The following is a 19,757-nucleotide window of genomic DNA, read 5'->3' on the forward strand; positions in this document are numbered from 1 at the left end:
TACGGATAAATTGGAAAATTTAACACAAAGCTCACAAAGATTTTTTCAAGTACTAACTGTTTTTAAGTTCACAAAGGCGCTTTTGCTTATAAAAGATTTTTTGATTTTTCAAATTAATGAGTCTCTTCAAGTGTTTGTTCGATGATTTTTTCTTCGGTAGCAATTTTCTTTGGATTGGCAACTTTCGCAATCGTCAATCCTTGAACTATAATTGAAAATACAACAACACAATAAGTAATACTAATGATAATCTGACTGTATTCATTCACCGGAATTGACAAAGCCAAAGCAATAGAAACGCCCCCTCTGATTCCTCCCCAAACCAGAACTTTCACCGTCTGCGGACTGAATCGATATTTGAAAGCCATAAACTTAGTCGGAACAAAAATCGCAACCCAACGCGCTAATAAAACAATCAAAATACAAATTCCGCCAGCAACTAGATATTCATTTAAATCTTTGATTAACAGCAATTCGAAACCAATAAATAAGAAAAGAACGGCGTTCATAATTTCGTCAATCAGCTCCCAAAATTTAATCAGATAATCTTGCGTCTCGGATTTCATTTTGAAACTCTCACTGAAATTCCCCATAAATAATCCTGCCGCAACCATCGCCAAAGGTGCTGAAATATGCATCTCGTGAGCAATCAAATAACCGCCCATAACCACTGACAACGTGATTAATACGGAAATAATATAATCATCCACAACTCTCATTGCTCTTGATGCGGACAATCCTAAAAGAACTCCTAAAAGCAATCCTCCACCAGCTTCTCTTAATAATAAAAGTCCAATATTTTCGACATTCAAATCGATTTCTTTTCCGATGGCTAATTGTAAAACAACCGTGAAAACCACAACCGCCATCCCATCATTAAACAAAGATTCTCCGGCAACTTTGGTTTCCAAAGATTTTGAAACATTCGCTTGCTTCAAAACACTGAGAACTGCCACTGGGTCGGTGGGAGAAATCAGTGCGCCAAAAACTAAGCAATAGATGAATGGCATCTGAATACCGACTAATGGCAATAGATAATAAGCTCCAAAAGCCACCGCAAAAGTTGAAATAATGACGCCAACTGTAGAAAATATCACAACCGGACCAAATTGCTCTTTTAAATCTTTGATATTAACGTGAATTCCTCCAGCAAATAATAAGAAATTCAACATTGCGCCCATCAGAACTTCGGTGAAGTCTAAGCTGTGAACAAGCTCTGTTAAATGAGTTGTCGTTTTCGGCAAGAAATTTTCGCCTGAAGCAACCAAAGTGACCGAAACAATGATTGCGATTACCATAATCCCGATTGTACTTGGTAATTTGAGAACTCTATAATTGATATATGCGAATAAAGACGCGAGAACGATTAAGACTGAGAATGAGTAATATAACTCCATTTTTATTTTTGATACTGTGTTTGTTGACAGTTGTAAATTCTACAACATAATCAACTTATTTAATTAAACTTACATTTTATTTTTCCTCTTCATCATCGAAATATTCAAACAACAAATCGTTGTAAGGGAAACGAGAAATATGAATCCTAAGAACCTCATCATAAATCAGTTTCTTCATTTCTGGAAAGTTTTCTTTAGTCAAAGCTGAGATGAAAACGGTTGGAAATTTAGACTTCGCCATCCACGTTTTTTTCCATTCATCCAGAGAGATATTTTTGTTAGATGAAGGCGTCAAATCATCGTCGTCTTTTTTCTCATAACTAAAATCATCAATCTTGTTGAAAACCATAATCATTGGTTTACGATGCGCATCGATTTCTTGGAGAATTTCATTAACTGAATTGATATGGTCTTCGAAACTTTCGTGAGAAATATCAACAACGTGAATCAACAAATCTGCTTCTCGAACCTCATCCAAAGTGGATTTGAAAGATTCTACTAATTGAGTGGGCAATTTTCTGATGAATCCAACCGTATCCGTTAAAAGGAAAGGAAGATTACCAATCACAACTTTTCTTACAGTTGTATCAAGTGTTGCAAACAATTTATTTTCAGCGAAAACTTCAGATTTTGACAAAGCGTTCATCAACGTAGATTTTCCAACATTGGTATAACCAACCAAAGCCGTTCGTACGGTTTTACCACGGTTTTGTCTTTGAGTTCCCATTTGCTTATCGATAATCTTCAGCTTTTCTTTTAATAAAGTGATTCGGTCACGGATAATCCTTCTATCGGTTTCGATTTCTGTTTCTCCAGGACCACGCATCCCGATTCCCCCTTTTTGACGTTCAAGGTGAGTCCACATTCTTGTTAATCGAGGAAGAAGATATTGATATTGAGCTAATTCAACCTGAGTTCTTGCATAAGAAGTCTGTGCTCTTTGTGCGAAAATATCGAGAATCAGATTGGTTCTGTCAAGGATTTTGACTTCCATTTCACGTTCCAAATTCTTCAATTGTGAAGGCGATAATTCATCATCGAAAATGACTGTTCCGATATTATGTTCTTTTGCGTAATCTCGGATTTCCTCCATTTTTCCTTTTCCAACAAAAGTTTTGGAATCCGGTTGAGTCAATCTTTGGGTAAAACGTTTGGCAACTGTTGCTCCTGCAGTGAAGGCTAGAAACTCCAATTCATCCATATATTCTATCAGTTTATCTTCGCTTTGATTTTGGGTAATTAATCCTACCAAAACAGCTTCTTCGTACTGATGTTCTTTTTTTTCTAACATTTAAAATTTATAATATTTCTGATTCTGACAAGTTACTATTTTTTATCAAAAGAACAAAATTCAAAGACTGAACCAAAGGCAATCTCAACATCATTTTTCATTAATAAAAACAAAAAAAAAGACCGCTCAAAAAGAACGGCCTAACATAATTTAAAATTGAATAAATAATTACTTCTTGATGATTTTGAAAGTTTTCATTTCTCCCTGAACTTTAGCATTCACGATGTAAGTTCCTGATGATAATCTCGACAAATCAATTTCTGATTCTTTACGATTCAATTCCTTAGAATAAACTCGTTTTCCTGACATATCATACACATCCAAACTCTTGATTTCTTTAGTGTAAGAAATTTTCAAGAAGTCTTTTACAGGATTTGGATAGAAAGAAATTTGGTTTTTAGTCACTTCTGCAGTAGCAAGAATTCCAGTCACATTAACATTGAAAACGCAAGTATCAATCACAACACCATTGTAAACCAAATTGTGAACAACGATTGTATTTCCAACAGGGAAATCTGCACCAGATTCCAAACCTTGAACCAAAACAACCTCCGGCGTTGCAGTTTCACAAACATAACTTACTTTGAAAACGCCATCATAACCATCTTTTGCAGTCCAATCATTTCCATTTTGAGTAAAAGCTGTTGTTCCGTTTGACAAAGCAGACTTAGTCTCCCAAGAAACAAGTGGTCCTTGCGCATTGATTGCAACCCAATATTTTCCAGCCGTAAGCTCTAACAATTCTGGTAATTTGATAACAGTTTCGTAAGCAGAACCGTCGTTTGTAGAACCAATTACGGTTTGAGATTCAATTATTGGCGTTGCATAATTAACAATCAATTCGCCTGGTTTTCCGTTGTTGTCTTTGTAGAAAGTCAAAGATGCACCATAAGAAAATCTCACAAGATGAGGAATGATTTTATCAATTTTCAAAGTCTTTCCTTCAGGAATCACAAAGTCATTAGCTACTGTATTAAAGCCTGAAGTTGGCATCCAGTTTTGGAAATTATTTCCTGGATAATCTATTCCACAAGACGTATTACCATAAGGTGTACAGTTGAAAGCCAAGTTATAATCTACTTTTGCAGTTGTCGCTCCAGGAACTGTATCAGCATTAATGTCAGTTGGACAAGTAAAACTGCATCCTGGGTCAGTAACTCCACCAGAAATATTCAACGTGTAATCTTCAACCTGTCCTGTGCTGTAATAATAGCCACAAGCTCCAGTTGGCCAGAACATAGAGTAAGTTGTTGCAGATTCTATCTTCAAAATTCTAAGACGCGTATTTCCATTCAATACATTTTGAGGAACTGTAAATTGGAATTCCGTGAATTTTCCATCTTCTCCAGTTGAACCGTACATATAACCTTCTTGAACAATTTCATTATCATCATCCAGAATTCCGTTTTGATTCCAATCCATAAACAAAGTGTAAGTATCTGGAGCGTAACCTGAACCGTTTTTACCTTTTAATTTCACAGTGTAAGCTTGTCCTGCAGTAAGGTCAAATATTTTATTCGTAAAATCTTCGTAATAATCTGTCGATGCAACGGATGATGTATTAGAATTAACGCCTACAATCTCAAAAGATGTAATTGGTGTTGGTTCAAAAAACTCTGTTTGTTGTTGAACTGTACAGTAATTTGTCGGAGAAGGATTATCCGGTAAAATTCTGAAATAAGCATAACCTTTGTGACCATTAGCTCCAAAATCCTGAACATTGATTCTCCATCTTCCTGGCGTATCCGGCATAGCTTCTCCCCAAGGGTAAGATTGTGTAAACTGATTAATTGTCATTTCGAATTCTCCGTTCGCATCAGCAAATTTTTCTTCAGCAGGTGTAATTTCTGAACCAGATTCAAAAGGCGAGAAGATATGAACTTTAACTTGTACAAAAGGTTCAAGGTTTTTAATCTTCAATTTGAATCCTTGAGTTTCAAACTGACTATTCGTTAAAATATTGCTTGACAAAGAAGCTTGCAAAACATCATCAGGATTGGCAATAACATTCAAAGTTGCAGTAGCTGTTTTTCCTTGAGAATCTGTAGCTTTTACAATATGCGCTCCTTTTACAGAGGTCAACATTTTAGCACTTATTTGTACAGAAAATTTTCCTTGCGCATCCACAGTTCCTACAAAATCCCTCCATCTTTTTCCATTTGGGTCAGTATCATAAACTACAACTGTAGAATTAGGAGTAAACCCAGTTCCAACGACAGGAAATCCGCCTGACCAATACCAGAATTCTTCAATCGTATTAGGTTCATCGGAAACCAAAGAAGTGTCCAATATAATCTGCTGTGCGTTAGTTATGCCAAACATAAATAGAAACAGCCACTTAAATAGTAATTTCACATCCATTTTAAAAATATTTTATAATTATTGAGACAATATTAGAACATCATCAAAGATTTTGAATATTTGTTGAGATAACAATATGACTACTATTGAAAAACAAGAGGTAACATTATATATACAATTTGTTTAAATGTTTCAAAATCAATTAATTAAAAAAGTAATTTTTTTTGAAATTTATTCTTCCTATCTTCGGGTAATATTTCTGAAAATGCGTTGGGCTTTTTGTGTTTTTTTAGCTTTTAATTTGATATTTATTTCTGGTCAAACGAGTCTTTCCAAAGACCCAGACAAATACGCATCTACTCTTCTGAAACAGACCGTAGATTATATGCAATCCAACAGAACAAAGGCGATGAGCTATTTGCAAGAAGCTCTAAAGTTGGAAAATAAATTGGCTGACAGCACAAAAATCAGTCTTTATGTTACTGCAGGAAACACTTACAAAGACCAAGAATCCTATTATCAAGCACTTAATTATTATTACAAAGGACTAGAAATCAATAACAAAACAGATTCGCGAGATTCCTATTCTATTTTAAATAATATTGGAGGTTGTTATTACCTAATGGGAAATTTCAAGAAGGCTAGACAGTTTTGGGAACAATCTCTTAAAAAATTTGAAAGCAGTCAACCTAATGAAAAATCTGTTGAAGGCTCTATCATTTATAATAACCTTGCTGTTTTGGAAAAAGAACAAGGAAATTATGCTCGAGCTTTGGAAATGTTGAAGGAATTCAAGAATCGGAATACGGCTTCAAAAGATACAGTCAATATCATTATGGCTTATGAGAATATCGCCAACGTTAATCTAAAATTAAAAGAAACCGAAACCGCTGTAGATAATCTGAGACAAGGAATTTCTCTAGCAAAAAAAATCAAATCGCCTTATGACATTGCAAGTCTTTACAATATTCTGGGAAAAATTTACCTCACCAATATTATCAACCGAGATTCAGCTTTATACTATTTGAAAAGCTCATACAACATCTCGGAAAAAAGCAGCTTTTCTGATTTAAAATTGTATTCATCAGAAAGTTTGGTTAAACTATTCGAAAAAGAGAAGGATTACAAAAATGCTCTACAATATCTGCACACTGCAAAATCCCTATCTGAAACTTCTATTAATCAGGAAAATGAAAAGAAAGTTAATCGATTGGAAATTGAATTCAATGAAAAAATGACTCAAAACGAGCTTTTAGCTTCTCAAACCAAAAGAGAACGCTTTTTTATTTTCGGAATTATCTTGCTTTTATCATTCTCGGTTATCATCTTTTTGCTCTTCAAATTACAGAAAAACAAAACCGCCAAAAGAGTTGCTGAAAACGAATTATTGACAAAAAAATTAGAAGAGAAAAACAAAGAATTGACGAATAGCGCCATCCAAATGTTGCAAACGTCCGAAGTTCTCCAAACAACTCAAAAAGAATTGAGCGAACTGAATTCCGGAACAGAAACTTCCGACAACAAGATTTCGAATATCTTAGCAGACCTTAGAAAAAGTTCCAAAAGTTTTGGGAAGGCAGAATTTGAAAAGATTTTTATGGAAACCGAGGAAGGTTTTTACAAAAAATTACTCAGTGAGTTTCCTGATTTGACAAAGAATGAACTTCGTCTTTGTGCTTTTTTAAAGCTTAATTTATCTTCCAAAGAAATTTCCGATATCACACATCAAAGTCCACATAGTATTGTAGTGGCGAGGTCAAGACTTAGAAAAAAATTAAGACTTTCCAATTCGGAAAGCCTCAATAATTTTTTGATTAAGTATTAAATTGTCTAGCTAACTAAAGTCGCCGTCAAAGTCTTCTCAAAACTGAAAGCCTGACTTACTGGACAGTTTTCTTTAGCATCTTTGGCAATTTTTTGGAATTCTTCTTCCGAGATTCCTGGAATTTTTGCAGTTAAAGTCAATTCAGACAAAGTAATTTTTCCGTCAACCAAACTGATTTTACAATCCGTTTCCAAAGTTTCAGGAATATAACCAGCTTCTGTAAGCAATGCCGAGGTTTTCATTGTAAAACAACCTGCGTGAGCTGCTGCCAATAATTCCTCCGGATTAGTTCCAACACCTTCCTCGAATCTGCTTTTGAATGAATATTGTGTTTCATTAAGCGTTGTACTTTGAGTTGTTAAAACGCCGTTTCCGTCTTTTACTGTGCCTTTCCAGACTGCTTTTGCACTTCTTTTCATAAGTCTAATTTTTTTGATTTTAAATTAAAAATGTTTCTTGAGATTTAAAAACTAATTTCATACCATTAAGAATTAAATAATCATTAATTTAGCCGGCAAAATAATATTCTCAATGAAAAAAATATTTTTAGCATTAACCCTTATTTTGGGTTATGCCCAAATGAGAGCAGACGAAGGAATGTGGCTTCTGATGCTTGTAAAAAGACTGAACGGGGTCGATATGCAAAAAGAAGGTCTGCACTTGACGCCGGAAGAAATCTATTCTGTAAATAATTCCAGTTTGAAAGACGCTATCGTAAGTTTCGGTGGTTTCTGTACTGGTGAAATGGTTTCTGACCAAGGTTTGATTTTTACTAATCACCACTGTGGCTACGATGCAGTTGCTGCGGCTTCTACTCCAGAAAAAGATTATCTTAAGAACGGATTCTGGGCAATGAAACCGAATGAAGAATTCAATGCTAAAGGTCTTTATGTAAGATTTCTTGTAAGAATGGATGACGTTTCTGCAAGAATCAACGCAAAATTGAATAACAATATGTCTGCAGCAGACAGAAAAGCTGTTATCGATGCGGAATACAAAGCTATCCAAGCAGAAAATTCTGAAAACGGAAAATACACTGTTGTAGTACGAGATTTCTTTAATGGAAATGAGTTCTATTATTTTGTTTATCAAGATTACAAAGACATCCGTTTAGTTGGAGCTCCGCCTTCATCATTAGGGAAATTTGGCGGTGACACAGACAACTGGGAATGGCCAAGACACACTGCAGATTTCACAGTTTTTCGTGCTTATGCAGATGCTAATGGAAACCCAGCAGAATATTCTGAAACCAACGTTCCATTGAAACCAAAACATCATTTACCAGTTTCTCTTAAAGGTTACAAGCCTGGAGATTTCACAATGATTCTTGGTTATCCTGGAAGAACCAACCGTTACTTGACTTCTTACGGAATTGAGCAAATGGTTGACAAAGATTATCCAGCTTGGGTAGAAGCTTCTAAAGTGGCGATGGATGTGATGAAGAAGTATATGGATAAAGACAAAGCTACTCAGTTGGATTATGCTTCTCAGTATGCAAGTGTTGCTAACTACTGGAAAAACAGACAAGGAACTATTGATGCTGTTAAGAAAAACGGAACAGTTGGTGAGAAACAAAAACTTGAAGAAAAGTATGATCAATGGGCTGCTCAATCTCCAAACGAGCAAACTTACTACTCTGTTTTACCAGAAATTAAAGCTTATTACAATCAAGTTTCCGGAAGAAATGTAGAAAGAAATTACGCTTCTATTTTGCAAAGAAATGCACACTACATCTCTACAGCTTATCAATTAGGAAGTCTTTTCAAAACTTATGCTGATCAAGACGAAGCTGGAAAAGCTTCTATGAAACCCAAAGTTCTTGAGGCAATCGAAAAAGCTTATGATGGTTTTCACGATAATGTAGAAGGAGAAATACTTGTTGCTCTTACCTCTCTTTACAAAGCAAAAGTTGCTAAAGAATTTGCTTCCCCAACTATTTTGGAAGCTGATGTAGCAAACCTATCTAACTTGGCTTATGCTTCAGTTTTCGCTAATAAAAAAGCTGCTTTGACTTTCGTAGAAAATCCTGACAGATTGAAAATCGATGCTGATAAATTGAGACAATTCGCCAACGGAATTGTTGAAGACCAAAAATTAGGTATCGAGAAATATTCTAAAGTTGACGAAAACTTCGCTAAAAACACCAGATTATTCTTAGATGGACTTAGAAAAGCTCAGCCAGACAAAAAATTCTATCCAGATGCTAACTCTACAATGAGATTGACTTACGGAACAATCGAAACACTTCCAGTAAGAGAGGACAGAAACTACAAAGGAATCAAAGAAAACTATTATACCGATATCAATGGTATGGTTGCCAAATACAAAAAAGGCGACGAAGAATTTGATCTTCCTAAAAAAGTTCTAGACCTTGCGAAGAAAAAAGATTACGGTCAATATGCCGACAAAGATGGATTTATGCCAATCAATTTCTTGTCTAATAATGACATCACTGGTGGAAACTCAGGCTCTCCAATCATCGATGGACACGGAAATCTTATCGGTCTTGCTTTTGATGGAAACAGTGAAGCTTTGAGTGGCGATATCGTTTTCGAACCTAACTTACAGAGAACAATTAACGTTGACGTTCGTTATGTTCTTTGGATTATCGACAAATATGCTGGAGCAACAAGAATCATCAGCGAATTGACTTTGGTAAAATAATTTATCATTAATATATTGAAAGCCACCAAGTTTTGGTGGCTTTTTTGCTATCCAAATCTCTGTAAACCGTTTTCCATATTTTTTTTGTAAATTAGAGAAATCATTTTCTATGAATTTAAAGTCACTATTTCACTGGTCCTATATTTTCCCGATTTTATCAGTTGTTTACTATTCACTTGGAGTTACTGACCACAGTCCCTTACTTGCAATATTGGGAGGTGTTTTATTAATTTCATCTGTTTTAGGTGCAGTTCATCACGCCGAAGTTGTAGCACATAAAGTAGGCGAACCTTTCGGAACTATTATTTTAGCGATTGCCATTACGGTTTTGGAAGTTGGATTGATTGTTTCATTAATGGTTGCAGGCGGAAAAGAAACCGACAAACTAGCCAGAGACACAGTTTTCGCAGCAGTAATGTTGATTTTAAATGGAATTCTCGGCGCTTGTCTTCTTCTCGGCGGAATCAAATTCAAAGAACAGTTTTTTGCCCGAACATCTGGAAATATGGCTTTGATAAGTCTCGTTGCGATTGTTGTAATGACATTAATTTTGCCTAATTATACCACAACCGAACTTTCCGCAACCTTTAGCAAGGCTCAATTAATATTCTTCTCAATTGCTTCTTTAATCATCTACAGCACATTTTTGATGGTTCAAACGGTGAGACACAGGAATTATTTCCTTCCCGAAAATGATGATGAACAACACGCCGAACCACCAACGAACTTCGAAAGTACAATGAGTTTGATATTTCTAATCATTTGTTTGGGTGTCGTAGTTTTTCTTGCAAAAGCACTGTCTCCACAGATAGAAAATATGGTTCATAGCTTTGGTGCACCACAAGCTTTAGTTGGTGTCATAATTGCCGCAGTTGTATTGTTACCTGAAGGAATGGCCGCTTTGAAAGCCGCTAGAAGAAACCAATTCCAAACCAGTTTGAATTTAGCGCTTGGCTCAGCGATTGCAAGTATTGGACTCACGATTCCTTGTGTAGCTGTAGTTTCAATTATTTACGAAATGCCTTTGTTACTAGGGCTTGATATCAAATCAATGGTTTTGCTGGCGCTATCACTTTATACTGTGATGCTTTCCTTGAATCGAGGGAAAACCAATATTCTTTACGGCGTTGTTCTTTTGGTCAATCTTTTCGCTTATATTTTTACTGTGATTGTTCCTTAAAATTTTATCTTTAATTCTCTATAGGAATTAATAAAAACGGCACAGACACATAGAAAAAATATAGACATTAAGCTTTAAAAAGGTAAAATAGAATTCATTCAAATCTATTTCATCTTAAATCAAAAACTTGTGTGTCTATGTGGTTAATGATTTAAAACAAACTGTTACTTAATGAAAACCTTCGAAACCGAAAGACTGATTTTAAAACCTGCAGACATACAAGATGCAGATTTTTTTCTAGAATTATACAATATGCCATCCTTCATCCAATACATCGGCGACCGAAATCTTCGCACCAAAGAAGATGCAGAAAACTATATCTTGAACAGATTCCTTCCGCAGTTTCAGAAATTGGGATTCGGAAATTATGTTGTGATACTAAAAGAAGACAACACAAAAATCGGTGCTGTCGGGATTTTTGAAAGAGAAGGCTTGGCTGTTCTTGATATTGGATTTTCCTTTCTCGGAAAATACGAAGGCAGAGGTTATGCTTACGAAGCTGCTAATAGATTGAAAGAAGCTGCAGCTCAAGATTTTGGTGTTAATAAAATCTCTGCGATTACAACAAAAGACAATTTTTCTTCTCAAAAATTAATAGAAAAACTCGGCTTGAAATTCCAAAAAATGTTAAGGATTCCGAATGATGATGCAGAATTGATGTATTATGAAAATTAATTATTCCAAAATCTGCGAAGCGTGGTCTTTGGTTTTGACTTTTTCAATCACTTGAATGCAAATTCCGTTTTCGTTAAAAACAAAAGTTGTTCTCACAATTCCCATAAACTCTCTTCCCATAAATTTCTTCAACTGCCAAACTCCGAATTTATCAATCACATCGTGGTTTTCGTCCGCAATGACATCGAATGGCAATTCATTTTTATCACTGAAATTCTTTTGACGCTTCACAGAATCTGCGCTCACACCAAGTAATTGATAACCTTTCTTTTTCAAAACCGAATAATTATCTCTCAAGTTACAAGCTTCCGCCGTACAACCCGGCGTGCTCGCTTTCGGATAAAAGAAAACAACGAGTTTTTTGCCTTTCAGTTTTTGAGAATCGATTTGTTCTCCGTTTTGATTTGTCCCGATAAATTCCGGTAAAGAATCGCCAACCTTCAACATAATTTCTATTTTTGTACGACAAAGTTAGCATCAAAATGACGAAAAAGCAAAGAGCGCAGATTGTTCAGGAAGAATTAGAAAAATTATATCCCGAAGTTCCTATTCCGTTGGAGCACAAAGACGCTTATACTCTGATGGTTGCAGTGGCACTTTCCGCACAAACGACTGACAAAAAAGTGAACCAGATTACACCAAAACTTTTTGCTGTAGCTGACACGCCGGAAAAAATGGCAAAGTTGAGCTTTGAAGAAATCCGAGAATTGATTAAAGAAATAGGATTAACCAATTCTAAAGCGAAAAATCTAAAAAAAATGGCTGAAGTTCTGGTCGAAAAATACAATTCAGTTGTTCCTCAAACTTATGAAGAATTGGAAGGTTTGGCCGGCGTTGGTCATAAAACCGCTTCTGTTGTGATGAGTCAGGGATTTGGTTTTCCGGCTTTTCCGGTTGACACTCACATTCACAGATTGATGACACAGTGGAAATTGACATCAGGCAAAAATGTTGTCGAAACCGAACGTGATGCAAAAAGTATTTGGGATGAAAGTGTCTGGAACAAATTACATCTTCAAATCATCTTTTACGGACGAGAATATTCGCCGGCGAGAGGAAATCAAGAGAAGGATTTTCTGACTAAAATGTTGTTCGAGAAATAATTAAATATCCAATAATCTTCTGTGATAATTGATTTGTCCCAAATGATAATTGAGATGAGAAAGTAAATGGATTAGAAAATATCCGGTTGTCATTTTGTAACCTAAAGCTTCTGTTGGATAATCTTTTTCTAAATCTCTTTGCGATAATCTATCCAATGCAGAATCAAACATTTTTATCGATTTTCCAAATTGACTCTTCACTTTTATAAGATTCGATTTCAAATTTCAATTTGTTCAAGTCTCTATCATAAAGTGATTTTAGACTTTCTATTATCATAATTTAATCTTTATTTTTCATCATTCTCCTCATATGAACATATTTGGATTGACGAATTTGGTGCGGATATTTTCGACCTTTTGGAATATTATTGAAAATCAAGGCTACAATTAATAAAATCAATGCACCACTCAAAACCGGCGACAAAGCATACCAATATCCCAATTCCTGAATTTTATCTGAAGGAAGAATCGCAATCAAAGCTGTCGCCCCACCTGGCGGATGCATTGTTTTTGTGATTTGCATTACAACAATTGAAGAAGCGACTGCAACAGAAGCATTCAGCCAAAGAATTTCCGGTAAAAATTTAAAAACCGTAACACCAACCAAAGCTGACAAAACGTGTCCACCAATCAGATTGCGTGGTTGAGCTAAAGGACTGTTTACAGCGCCATAAATCAAAACACTTGATGCGCCAAATGAACCAATTAGAAAAACATTTTCAATCTCAGAGAAATGTTGAGACTGCAAAAAAGCAATCAATCCAATCCCGAAAAAAGCACCAAGAAACGACCAAAAATGGTCTTTGAAATCAACAAGAGTTTCCTGATAAAAAATATATTTGGTGTGTCTTAGTCTTCTTTTGATATGCTTTTTCATTATTTCATGCCTTTCGCCCAAAGATTCATTTTTCTTTCCAAAACCTCCAATGGAAGACAACCTTGGCTCAAAACCTCATCGTGGAAAGAAGCCAGATTGAATTTCTTACCTAGCTCATTTTGATATTTGTTTCTTAATTCTCGGATTTTCATCGCTCCGGTTTTGTAACTCAATGCTTGTCCTGGCAAAGCCATATAACGTTCCACTTCCGCAGTTGCTCCAGCTTCGTCATAAGCCACATTGCTCAAGAAATATTTAATTGCTTCTTCGCGAGACATTTGTCCTGTGTGAATTCCTGTATCGATAACCAAACGAACTGCGCGTAACATCTCATCACTCAAAGAACCCATTTTTTGATATGGGTCTGTGTAAAGTCCAAACTCTTGACCGAGCGATTCACAATATAAAGCCCAACCTTCGCCATAAGCACCAATCCAACCAAATCTCATAAACTTTGGCAAATTCAAATTCTCCTGCTGAAGAGAAATCTGATAATGATGACCAGGAATCGCTTCGTGAAGGAAAAGAGATTCCATACCAGAAGTCACATTGAATTTTTTCGGGTCTGGAATTGGTGTGTAAAAAATCCCAGGACGTTTTCCATCCGGACTTCCTTGTATATATTCTGCACTTGCGCTAGCTTCACGATATTTTTCGGTTTGACGAATTTCGAAAGGGGTTTTTGGTGTTACATTGAACATCGTTTTCAACTTCGGAGTGATTTTATCCAAAATTGATTGAAATGCTCCCAGAACTTCCTGCGAAGTTTTGAAAGGCATTGCTTTTGGGTCGGTTTTTACATAATTTAGAAACTCTTCCAAAGAACCTTTGAAGCCAATTTGAACTTTCACCTTCTCCATTTCTGAACGTATTCTTTCAACTTCTACAAGTCCTGTTTTATGAATTTCGTCCGGGGTTTTATCCGTTGTCGTCCAGCTTTTCACGTAATAAGCATAGATATTATTTCCATTTGGCAAAGCGCCGTAACCATCAGTCGCTCTGGATTTTGGAAGATATTCTTTCTCAAGAAAATCAGCCATTTTGAGATAAGCCGGAATCAATTTGTTTTTGATGGCGTCCTGATAAAGCTTAGCATATTTGTTAGCTGTTACCGGTTTGAAATCTTTTGGAAGATTCTTGATTGGCCCGTAGAAAATATTTTTTTCGATTTCGAAAGTTGTAATTTCTTCGGCCTTCATTTGAGGAATCATTTTTATGACTAATGATTTAGGAAGAACCACATTATTTTTAATTCCTAATCGGAAGTTTTCAATTGCAGAATCCATCCAGATTGGAAATTCATCAATTCTTTTCAACCAATTATCATAATCTTTTTCGGTTTTAAAAGGCTGAATTCCACTTCCGCTTCCCAACATTGGGAAAGTCAATGGTAAACCATCAAACTGCGTGAAAGGGATATATTCTGGATGATAAGCATAACGCTCTTGTTTGTCAATCAATGTATATTCCAGAACATCAAAAATCACTTTGTGAGAATCATCAAGACTATTGTAATCTACAGATTTCAATTGATTCTGAACAGAATTATAGAATGCAATTTCTTTTTTAATAAAATCAGAACTTAGATTATTTGGTAAAAGATCATTGTACCTTTCGTCTCCTTGTGAAGTAGCTTCTAGAGGATAAAACTTAAGATATTCTTCGTAATAATTTGACGCAATAGAATCCAGATCCGAAGATGTAGAACCTACGGAAGTCTTCATCATCGGAGAATCTCCTTTTTTGCAGGCAGTAACAGTAATAATCAATCCAAAAACCAATAATATTTTGTACAAAGAAGTCATCTTAATCAATTTTATAGTGTAAAGATAATATTTTCAAGATTACCAAAACAGCCCTGATTTTTAAGGGGTTCAGAACTTAAGGTTAACACAACATCAAGAATCATATCAATCTTTATGATTATTATCAAAAATAATCGACAAAAATTTTTCACATTCATCCAATTTTTTATCTTTGTTAGACACAATTAAAAAAATTATTTCATAATCTATTATCCTTATAATGAAAGGAATATTGAAGATATACCACCCAGAGGAGACTCTGAAGTATTTTATTGACAGCACCTATTGCAAATCTGTCTACAGCAACAAGCAGAATTTTTTGGAAGTTGAAGTTATTACAAATGACTCTTTGGACCACGTTGAGGACGACTCTCTGCAATACAATTTCCCTCAGATCTCCCTTAATATTTTTGATTTTCCAATCACCACTTCGGAATTGGAAGGACAGACTTTCTCTGTAGAAGATACGGATGATGATTCCTATACAGAAGTTGACCTTTTTGATGATGAAGAAGCATTCTTATTGGAGAACAAATTGGAATTTGGCAAAAACGAGAATGATGATCTTCAGCTTTTATGGACAGGGAAAATCACAGATTTTTACACAGGTTCTGAAAATCCTATTGAATTCAAATTAAAATGCAACTTCCGTCCGGACGAGATAGAAGTTGACGACTAATCTTTTCAGAAAATAATATTTATATTTACGATTCGTTATAGATAATAAGTTATAACGCAAATAAGTTATTCCCTATGTATCAGGATTTAGATGATATTATTTTCGAAGACAAACATAAAGCTTACGGTGCCTATGAGCACAGAAAGCATTATGATTTTACATTAACCAAGGCTTTGGTTATAGGAATTTTCATTTTTTCCATTTTATTCTGTCTTCCAGCTACTTTTATTAATTCAAAAAAAATAACGGCTGTTAATAGCGAAAATATCATTCCTGTTGAACTGACAGAAATGCGTATCAATTACGGTGATAACAGAAATGGAAAGGATATAGAAGAACCAAAGGAAGAAGAAGGAAGTCCTGCTCCAATAGTTGAGAAAAAGGAAGAAAAAGAAATCGTAACCGAAGTTGCAAAAGTCTCCAAAGAAAAGTCAGAAAAAGACATTCCGGAAAATGTAGTTCCCACTCCTACCAGAACAAAAAATCCGCCCGTTGCAAGCAAAAAATCGAATGAGAAAACAAACTCTCCGGCTGTTGCAAATTCCACAAAAAACACAAATGGGAAAAGCAATGGAAAAGGTGATATCAAAAAAGAAAATGCAACCGGAGACGGAAAAGGAAACGCAGCAATTGGAAATCTACTGAAAGGAAGAGGAACAAAATCCGGCTCACAAGGAAACGGAACAGGACCTGGAAATTACGGAGATCCACTTGGCGGAGATGGCGATGGAACAAGTCTTATTGGTGTTGATAGAAAATTAATTGGGTTCATCCCTGGAACGATGGGAAGAGGTGGAGCACAACCAAACCACGATTGCCAAGCCAGCGGAAGCATCACCATTTCTTACACCGTTGATAAATCTGGAAAAGTAACTTCTGCAAGGCGATTAAGTGGCGTTTCTGACCCTTGTGTATCAAGCACAGCAATCAATTGGGTGAAACAATATGTGAAAGCAGAAGCATCCAGCACAGCATCTAAAGGAACTTATAAAATTGTTTTTTAGCATTCCTATTAATAATCATATTTCGTAAAGTTTTCTTTAATCTACTTCGATTAATTCTGTGGTAATTCATAAATTTGAAACTGTAACAAACAATTATAAACTATGGCAAAACAATCGTCAATATCAATTTGGGAATTTCTTTTTGGAGGAGGTCTGCTAAGTGTTTCCCTTATCATTATCCTCATATTTTTAGGAATTGCAGCCTTAGTTTTTTTTGGACAGAAGTTATACTCACTTAACAAAGAAAATCAGGTTGATCCTTATTTATTAAAAAACGTGAATGATCTTCTAAACGACGGAAGAATCCAGTCTGCCATTGATTTCTGTAGAAGAGACAATTCTCCGGAATCAAGAAGTGTTGAAAAAGGACTTAACAGATTAGGTCGCCCCATAAGCGAAATTGCCAACGCGATGGAAACTCACGCTCAGATAGAACTTAATAAAGCAGAAAAAAACATCAATTTTCTAGCAACACTTTCTGGTGCTGCGCCGATGTTAGGACTTCTTGGCGGTATTCTTATTCTAGCATCCACATTCGGAACAATATCTAAATCCGAAACTGTAGTTGCTCAAAATCTTTTAGCTGCTGATTTTTACAAAGCGCTTGCTCCTTCTGCAATTGGGCTTTTGGTAGGATTTCTATCATATGTTTTTCATAATATCTTGGTTTCAAAGGTTGATTATCTCTTGATGAAAATCCAGTATCATACGAACGAATTTTTGGATATCATCAACAAACCTGCATAAGGAATGGAATTCAGTAGAAAAACAAAAAAATTATCCGGACTTCCGATTGCATTTTATGTGGTTGCGTTGTTATTTTTTGTGCTTTTATTTTCCTTTAATTCTCTTTACTACATAGCTTCTGAACAACCAAAATCAGTCAAAACTGAAGTTGAAAAACCCATTATTGAAGAACAAAAACAAGATTCTGTTGTAAAACCAGAAATCTATGTCCCGGATGTTGAAGTTCTGCCTCCTGACACTGTTTCTATTGCTAAAGTTCCTCCAAAAGAGGAAAAGAAAGAACCGGTTAAAGAAGAGAAAAAAGCAACAGAAAAATCGGTGAAAGACGATAAAAAACTCGCTAAAAAAGAAGAAACAAAGGATTCTAAAACGACGGACTCCAAAGAAGACAAAATCACCAAAATTGGGAAAGATAGAATTCTTACCGCTTTCATTCCCGGAACGATGGGAAAAGCTGGAAAATTACCTTCTCACAATTGTAAAACCAAAGGGCAACTCGTGATGTTCATTACAGTCGACAAAGCTGGAAATGTAACCAATGCCGGACGAAGCAGCGGAATAAAAGACGCTTGTAATATTACCGCAGCGGTGATTTGGACAAAGCAATATGTGAAAGCTAAAAAGTCTCAGAATATTTCGCAGGGAACTTATACAATTAATTTCTAATTTTTAGAATTTTCATTTCAATTAATTGATTTTAAATTTTCTTCATTTATACATTTTGGATTCATCTTATTTTTAAATTTGTATTTCATTTTGAAATATGACTTCACAAGAATATCAGGAAGCCGTTGACTGGCTTTTTGTTCAAGCTCCAAATTACCAAATCGACGGTCAAAAGGCATACAAACCTGGACTCGATAACATCAAAAAACTTTGTGATTTTTTCGGAAATCCACAAGATAAAATCAAAACAATTCATATCGGAGGGACTAATGGAAAAGGTTCCACAAGCAATATGCTAGCTTCGGTTCTTCAGGAATCCGGGTTTAAAATCGGACTTTATAACTCTCCGCATTTGATTGATTTTTCTGAAAGAATCAAAGTCAATGGAAAAAATTGCGATAAGGAATTTGTTTACCAATTCATTCAAAAACTGAAGCAATTACCGGAAGATATTCGACCTTCTTTCTTCGAATTCACAACAATAATGTCTTTCGAATATTTTTATCAGCAACAGGTTGATTTTGCTATTATCGAAGTTGGCTTAGGCGGAAGATTGGACTCAACTAACATCATCAAGCCTTTGGTTTCAGCCATTACAAATGTTCAGCTAGACCATCAGAATATTCTTGGTGATACGATTGAAGAAATCGCAAGAGAAAAGGCTGGAATTGTTAAAGAAAATACAACCATCATTTCTGGTGATGAAAATCTTTCTGTTAAAGAAATCATCATTAATAAAGCTAAAGAATCCAATTCTTCTTTTGTAGATGCAACAAAAATCGAAGCAGCTTTAGAATCAGATTTAAAAGGTAATTATCAGAAAAAGAATATCAGAGTCGTTTTGGCTTTAATTGAAGAATTAAGAAAGCAAGGAATTAATATTAATGATGAAAATGTAAAATCCGGACTTCTGAATGTTCATCAAAACACTAACTTCATAGGTCGTTGGTTTGAATTTTCAAAAGAACCTTTGACGATTTGTGATACAGGTCATAATCAAGCTGGTTTGGCAGAAGTTTTCAACCAATTGAAAGGTTATTCTGAACATAAACATATTGTTTTAGGCTTTGTTAATGATAAAAAAATCGATGATGTGATTCCAATGTTGCCTTCGGAAGCCGAGTTTTATTTTGTAAAACCAAGCATTTCCAGAGGAAGGCATCCCGAAGATTATGAATATTTGCTAAAAAAGTCAGAATTAAATTATAAAATTTTCGACACCGTCCAAGATGGCTATCTATCTGCAAAACAGAACTGTAAAAAACAAGAAATGATTTTTATAGGCGGAAGTAACTTTGTAGTTGGAGATTTTTTAGAAAAAAATTTGCAAACAAAGGAATAAGTTGTATATTTGCACCACTCAAAACGGTAACACGTTAAGGGCTCTTAGCTCAGTTGGTTCAGAGCATCTGGTTTACACCCAGAGGGTCGGGGGTTCGAATCCCTCAGGGCCCACAAAAAGGATACTGAAGCCTTTCAAAAAATTTCAGGGCTCTTAGCTCAGTTGGTTCAGAGCATCTGGTTTACACCCAGAGGGTCGGGG

18 protein-coding genes and 2 tRNA genes (1 of these 20 running past the window's edge) are annotated in these 19,757 nt (G+C 35.4%); 12 read left to right on the plus strand and 8 right to left on the minus strand.

All coding sequences use genetic code 11. From position 1 onward, the window contains the following. Positions 1-113: 113 nt before the first annotated feature. The 3 genes from RTY06_RS01895 to RTY06_RS01905 form a co-directional block, all read right to left on the minus strand. Positions 114-1,397, minus strand: coding sequence for a sodium:proton antiporter (locus RTY06_RS01895; RefSeq protein WP_312822406.1), 1,284 nt, complete (start codon positions 1,395-1,397; stop codon positions 114-116). A 76-nt stretch (positions 1,398-1,473) separates the two neighbouring features. After that, complete coding sequence (gene hflX, locus RTY06_RS01900) at positions 1,474-2,688, minus strand: GTPase HflX (RefSeq protein WP_312822407.1); 1,215 nt, start codon at positions 2,686-2,688, stop codon at positions 1,474-1,476. Positions 2,689-2,856: 168 nt separating this feature from the next. After that, positions 2,857-5,010: a T9SS type A sorting domain-containing protein gene (locus RTY06_RS01905; RefSeq protein ID WP_312822408.1), complete on the minus strand. Its 2,154-nt coding sequence runs from the start codon at positions 5,008-5,010 to the stop codon at positions 2,857-2,859. A 244-nt stretch (positions 5,011-5,254) separates the two neighbouring features. Here RTY06_RS01905 and RTY06_RS01910 point away from each other — a divergent pair, with 244 nt between their 5' ends. After that, complete coding sequence (locus RTY06_RS01910) at positions 5,255-6,814, plus strand: tetratricopeptide repeat protein (protein ID WP_312822409.1); 1,560 nt, start codon at positions 5,255-5,257, stop codon at positions 6,812-6,814. A 5-nt stretch (positions 6,815-6,819) separates the two neighbouring features. On the opposite strand, the gene RTY06_RS01915 is transcribed toward RTY06_RS01910, so the two are convergent. After that, positions 6,820-7,233: an OsmC family protein gene (locus RTY06_RS01915; RefSeq protein WP_312822410.1), complete on the minus strand. Its 414-nt coding sequence runs from the start codon at positions 7,231-7,233 to the stop codon at positions 6,820-6,822. Between the two features lie 112 nt (positions 7,234-7,345). Here RTY06_RS01915 and RTY06_RS01920 point away from each other — a divergent pair, with 112 nt between their 5' ends. The 3 genes from RTY06_RS01920 to RTY06_RS01930 all read left to right on the plus strand — a co-directional run bounded on the left by RTY06_RS01920 (position 7,346) and on the right by RTY06_RS01930 (position 11,333). After that, positions 7,346-9,478: a S46 family peptidase gene (locus RTY06_RS01920; RefSeq protein WP_312822411.1), complete on the plus strand. Its 2,133-nt coding sequence runs from the start codon at positions 7,346-7,348 to the stop codon at positions 9,476-9,478. A gap of 109 nt (positions 9,479-9,587) precedes the next feature. Beyond that, on the plus strand, positions 9,588-10,658 hold the full coding sequence (locus RTY06_RS01925) for an ionic transporter y4hA (protein WP_312822413.1): 1,071 nt from the start codon (positions 9,588-9,590) through the stop codon (positions 10,656-10,658). A gap of 171 nt (positions 10,659-10,829) precedes the next feature. Beyond that, positions 10,830-11,333, plus strand: coding sequence for a GNAT family N-acetyltransferase (locus RTY06_RS01930; protein ID WP_312822414.1), 504 nt, complete (start codon positions 10,830-10,832; stop codon positions 11,331-11,333). Here RTY06_RS01930 and bcp read toward each other — a convergent pair whose 3' ends face one another. After that, positions 11,334-11,780, minus strand: coding sequence for a thioredoxin-dependent thiol peroxidase (bcp, locus tag RTY06_RS01935; protein WP_312822416.1), 447 nt, complete (start codon positions 11,778-11,780; stop codon positions 11,334-11,336). Positions 11,781-11,815: 35 nt separating this feature from the next. On the opposite strand from bcp, the gene nth reads away from it, so the two are divergent. Continuing rightward, on the plus strand, positions 11,816-12,436 hold the full coding sequence (gene nth, locus RTY06_RS01940; protein WP_312822418.1) for an endonuclease III: 621 nt from the start codon (positions 11,816-11,818) through the stop codon (positions 12,434-12,436). Here the strand turns inward: nth and RTY06_RS01945 are convergent, their stop codons facing one another. The 3 genes from RTY06_RS01945 to RTY06_RS01955 form a co-directional block, all read right to left on the minus strand. Further along, the gene (locus tag RTY06_RS01945; RefSeq protein ID WP_312822420.1) at positions 12,437-12,637 is read right to left on the minus strand and encodes a DinB family protein; all 201 of its coding nucleotides are present in this window, start codon (positions 12,635-12,637) and stop codon (positions 12,437-12,439) included. It lies immediately after the preceding gene. A gap of 79 nt (positions 12,638-12,716) precedes the next feature. Continuing rightward, complete coding sequence (locus RTY06_RS01950; RefSeq protein WP_312822421.1) at positions 12,717-13,313, minus strand: HPP family protein; 597 nt, start codon at positions 13,311-13,313, stop codon at positions 12,717-12,719. Continuing rightward, positions 13,313-15,118 carry a DUF885 domain-containing protein gene (locus RTY06_RS01955; RefSeq protein ID WP_312822423.1) on the minus strand — a complete coding sequence of 602 codons (1,806 nt, stop codon included), beginning with the start codon at positions 15,116-15,118 and terminating at the stop codon, positions 13,313-13,315. The genes RTY06_RS01950 and RTY06_RS01955 overlap by 1 nt, the downstream gene beginning before the upstream one ends. A gap of 220 nt (positions 15,119-15,338) precedes the next feature. On the opposite strand from RTY06_RS01955, the gene RTY06_RS01960 reads away from it, so the two are divergent. The 7 genes from RTY06_RS01960 to RTY06_RS01990 form a co-directional block, all read left to right on the plus strand. Further along, positions 15,339-15,797, plus strand: coding sequence for a hypothetical protein (locus tag RTY06_RS01960; RefSeq protein WP_312822424.1), 459 nt, complete (start codon positions 15,339-15,341; stop codon positions 15,795-15,797). A 74-nt stretch (positions 15,798-15,871) separates the two neighbouring features. Then, on the plus strand, positions 15,872-16,801 hold the full coding sequence (locus RTY06_RS01965) for a ferric siderophore ABC transporter substrate-binding protein (protein WP_312822425.1): 930 nt from the start codon (positions 15,872-15,874) through the stop codon (positions 16,799-16,801). A gap of 102 nt (positions 16,802-16,903) precedes the next feature. Then, positions 16,904-17,548 (plus strand): MotA/TolQ/ExbB proton channel family protein, encoded by a 645-nt coding sequence (locus RTY06_RS01970; protein ID WP_312822426.1) that lies wholly within the window; start codon positions 16,904-16,906, stop codon positions 17,546-17,548. Between the two features lie 3 nt (positions 17,549-17,551). Further along, on the plus strand, positions 17,552-18,214 hold the full coding sequence (locus RTY06_RS01975; RefSeq protein WP_312822427.1) for a hypothetical protein: 663 nt from the start codon (positions 17,552-17,554) through the stop codon (positions 18,212-18,214). Positions 18,215-18,311: 97 nt separating this feature from the next. Continuing rightward, positions 18,312-19,556: a folylpolyglutamate synthase/dihydrofolate synthase family protein gene (locus tag RTY06_RS01980; RefSeq protein ID WP_312822428.1), complete on the plus strand. Its 1,245-nt coding sequence runs from the start codon at positions 18,312-18,314 to the stop codon at positions 19,554-19,556. Between the two features lie 38 nt (positions 19,557-19,594). Then, positions 19,595-19,669, plus strand: a tRNA-Val gene (locus RTY06_RS01985). 34 nt (positions 19,670-19,703) lie between these two features. After that, positions 19,704-19,757 (plus strand) — tRNA-Val (locus RTY06_RS01990) (it continues 121 nt past the right edge of the window).

It is taken from the genome of Epilithonimonas sp. (genome assembly GCF_032055105.1).
GTDB lineage: Bacteria > Bacteroidota > Bacteroidia > Flavobacteriales > Weeksellaceae > Epilithonimonas.